Annotated in this window: 6 protein-coding genes; 1 reads left to right on the top strand and 5 read right to left on the bottom strand. The window is 39.4% G+C overall.

What is annotated here, in order from left to right; all coding sequences use genetic code 11:
• From ACH0QE_RS19135 to ACH0QE_RS19115, 5 genes are all read right to left on the bottom strand, one after another.
• Positions 1 to 196 (bottom strand): hypothetical protein (locus ACH0QE_RS19135; protein WP_415802078.1); only part of this gene is annotated, 196 nt, incomplete at its 3' end.
• A gap of 179 nt (positions 197 to 375) precedes the next feature.
• On the bottom strand, positions 376 to 870 hold the full coding sequence (locus ACH0QE_RS19130) for a DMT family transporter (RefSeq protein ID WP_415802077.1): 495 nt from the start codon (positions 868 to 870) through the stop codon (positions 376 to 378).
• A 12-nt stretch (positions 871 to 882) separates the two neighbouring features.
• Positions 883 to 1,581, bottom strand: a complete 699-nt coding sequence (locus ACH0QE_RS19125; protein WP_415802076.1) for a Crp/Fnr family transcriptional regulator — start codon at positions 1,579 to 1,581, stop codon at positions 883 to 885.
• Between the two features lie 39 nt (positions 1,582 to 1,620).
• Complete coding sequence (locus ACH0QE_RS19120) at positions 1,621 to 2,046, bottom strand: DMT family transporter (protein ID WP_415802074.1); 426 nt, start codon at positions 2,044 to 2,046, stop codon at positions 1,621 to 1,623.
• Between the two features lie 138 nt (positions 2,047 to 2,184).
• On the bottom strand, positions 2,185 to 2,412 hold the full coding sequence (locus ACH0QE_RS19115) for a hypothetical protein (RefSeq protein WP_415802073.1): 228 nt from the start codon (positions 2,410 to 2,412) through the stop codon (positions 2,185 to 2,187).
• 373 nt (positions 2,413 to 2,785) lie between these two features.
• Between ACH0QE_RS19115 and ACH0QE_RS19110 the strand changes: the two genes are divergently transcribed.
• Positions 2,786 to 3,427: a pyridoxamine 5'-phosphate oxidase family protein gene (locus ACH0QE_RS19110; RefSeq protein ID WP_415802072.1), complete on the top strand. Its 642-nt coding sequence runs from the start codon at positions 2,786 to 2,788 to the stop codon at positions 3,425 to 3,427.
• Positions 3,428 to 3,598: the final 171 nt, after the last annotated feature.

Here is a 3,598-nt window from a genome sequence, read left to right as displayed (position 1 = left end):
CAGCCGCAGCTTCCTTTGAAAGGTTCAGTGTGTTGCCGAGGAATTCCACGAATGCCTTATTCGTCTTCCTCGATTGTTCGATAATTTCTGCAGGAAGATCAATTTCGAGTTTTTTCAAATTATAATCGGTAATTTCCTTACTGATTTCATGTGCATTATCAATTAAGTATCTAGAAAATCTTTCGATGGGATTCACAAGTTCAGCTCCTATGTATAGTTCCGTTTTTTCTTTTTATAGATTATACCACTTATATCTGGATAAATATATTTTCAACCATTTCGATTCAACTTATTGGCATAACAACTACATTAGAAAAAACGGCATTATATAAATACCGTTTAAGATTTCCCTATAAAGTTGCACTAAACTATTGATCATGATACTTCTGCTTTTTGGTCATGGCGGGAATGTATTACCTCAGCTTTTTCTTCCCTTCCTTCGCTCCACTTAAAGACAATGGATCCAGCTATAATGACGAGTACGCCGAGAAATTGTTGGAAAGTAAACGGTACCTTATCCAATCCCATCCAGCCTAATGAATCCCATAAAACCGCGAAACCGAGCTGTGAAGTCAATACAATTGATATCGCAAAGGTCGGTCCAAGGAACCTAATCGCCTGGACGATGCCTGAAACGACTCCGATTCCGAGCAATCCGCTGAACCAGTACCACCATTTCATTTCCTGTAAATTGAAAAGTTGGCTCCCTTCAAAGAACAGGCCGAGGATGAAGGATGCCAGGAATCCTAACCCTAATACTAAAGTCGTTGTCGTCCACGAGCCCGCTTTTTCATTTACCTTGCTGTTAAAAATATTCTGCAGGCCGACAAGCGTGCCAGCCATTAATGCAAATAGTAAGCCTAAAAGCATTGTTTACCCTCCCTATTCATAAAGATTTTCCTTAGCAAGGGACTTGAGTCCTTCCAAATCTTTGATTACGATTGCACCGCTGTCTCGTTCCACCAGATCATTTAAGCAGAATTCCTTAATGACCCGGTTAAGATGGCGGTAGCTTGTTCCAATTAAATTAGCAATGTCAGTGAGATTCGATGTACTTACCTTCCCGTTGACCAGCGCTTCGTTTTCATCATAGGCGACTGATACGAGATAGCTGGCTAATCGAGTCTCTACCGGATACAGGATGTTATGGCGCATGAACTGGGATTTGATATAGAATTTCCTTGTAATGATCTTCAGCAAAAATTGCAGGAATGGAGAGTGATCTTTTAAAAATCTTCGCAGCACACTTTGCCGGACTCCGATCATGACGACAGGAGAAACAGCCTCAACGGTATTGATCGTATCAATTTCCTGTACATATTCAATGTCCCCAATGACTTCAAGCGGAGTTTTAAAGGAAAGAATCAATGTCTTCCCCTCTTCTGAAGTGGTAAAAATCTTCACTTTCCCCTTAACCAGTATATATAGATACTCAACAGCCTCACCCTGGGAACAGATCTGCTCCCCTTTTTCAAATTCAAATAAAGTTAGGTAAGGAAGAATCTCCTCATTAAATAAAGATTGTATCTGGTGAGACCGCAAATACGTTTCTATCAGTTCCGATGCTTTTAATTCTTTCATAAGCTTTTCCTGCCCCTTTAATCTTGTTAATCCCTTCGATTACCACCCCAGGATCATCACACCTGCTACCATCATTGTAATACCAATCAGCTGTGGCATCCTCATTTTTTGTTTCTTTACCCCGAACCATCCATTCCGGTCAATCAGGAATGTCATCGCAAGCTGGGCGATCAACATCGCAGAAACTGTTAGAGTGACACCAATAAAATGAATCGCAGTAACGTTTCCAAAAACAACAATTGCCCCAAAAGTACCGCCAATCAAATATAGGGGTCTCACTTTGCTCAGTCCTTGCCATTGTCCTTTTACAGCAAAGATCAAGACAAACAAAGCCGCTAAAAACCCGGTAAGTTGAGTAATCGAAGCCGTCTGCCATGTACCAATATCCTGGCTGATCCTCGCATTCGCCACACCCTGCAGCGTGATAAAAGCTCCCCCTAAAAAAGCAAAAATTAAACCTCTCATTTCTCTCTCCCCAAATCTCATCTTTGTATTAATTAAATGACAGAACATGAATATACGAAAAGGACATATGTCCTGAAACGAGTATAATTGTCCTTAACCAAAAAAACACCTGTACAATGACAGGTGTTTTCCGCATTACTAATTATTATCCTCTTCACTAGGTTCTTCATCTAAGTCGGGTTCTTCTTCGTCAGGATTTTCTTCACTAGGCTCTTCCGTTACGTCTGGTTCTTGGTTATCTTCCTGCTCTTCTATGTTTTCCATGTTATTTTCATCTTCCGGTGGCGGCTCTTCATCAGCAGCACAACCGGCCAAAATGATTCCTGCACCTAGTGGGATAGACAATAGTACATTTTTGAATTTCATTTTCTATCATCTCCTTTTCTGCAGTGGTTGTTCCTTCTTTTGTTTCCCTTTCTAAAAGAATATAAACTTGCATATAATGCTTCATTAGACGGCATTTGTTTTTTAAAGGATCATTTTAATATCTTTGCGAGTTTTAACATCATTGTCTAATTGGGATGATTCAAGAGTTTTCTCTGGATTAATTCCTCTGAACGATCAAGGGTGAACCACCTAATGAGCAAATAGAAAATAGTCCAAAACCCTGTCAGAATGCGGTAATTAGGTTTATTCGAATACCCACAATCAATGTAAAAAAAGCCTATAGTAAAAATCAAAGCTATCAATCCTATAAAATGGTACTATTGTTATAAATTCCAAATTGAAAGGTGATCACATGATAAAGAAGTATAAAGAGATTATTTTTACACAAGAAGAATTTGAAGAGTTTCGTTCCTCTATTGGAAACCCAAGCCTAAGGGCTGCGAATAAAGTCATTTCTTTTATTGACGATCATTGCAGGGAGTTTATCTCAAAGTCTCCCTTTTTATCTATGTCTACTTCTAACGCTGATGGACACTGTGATGTTTCACCACGCGGAGATGCCCCGGGGTTTGTAGCAGTCCTTGATGAAAAACATTTGTTCATCCCGGAACGTCCAGGAAATCGTAGAATGGATTCTGTCCATAACATCATTACAAACCCTAATATTGGGATGCTCTTTTTAATACCCGGGTTAGGTGAAACGTTAAGAATTAATGGTAAAGCTTATATTTGTCGTGATTCTGAACTTCTCGAAAAAACTGCTGTCAACGGAAATACACCCTTATTTGGTATTTTAGTAGAAGTTGAGGAATGTTACGCTCACTGTGCCAAGGTATTTATCAGATCAAAGTTGTGGCAGCCAGATTCATGGCTAGAGAAAGAGTTTCTCCCTTCTGTCCCTAACATGTTGGTTGCTCACACAAAACTGCCAAATACTACCCCTGAACAAGTTGCAAAGGAATTAAATGAAGGGTATACAAATCGGCTTTATTGATGTGAAACAGTCCATATTTATAAAAGAGCTTCCGGTTGCGACCTGAAACTTAATATACAGCAAGTAGCTTGAAGTGCAGCGGCCATATGTTGAATTAAAATAAATCTACTCCATCATTTGGCTGTGTAGGAAAGGTCATTTTTTTGTTAGCAGGGAAATACATAATGCACT

The organism is Mesobacillus sp. (assembly GCF_047739415.1).
In the GTDB taxonomy this organism is placed as follows: Bacteria; Bacillota; Bacilli; order Bacillales; family Cytobacillaceae; genus Mesobacillus.
Note: the sequence above shows the minus strand (reverse complement) of the source record. Positions and strands in the feature narration are given on the sequence as shown.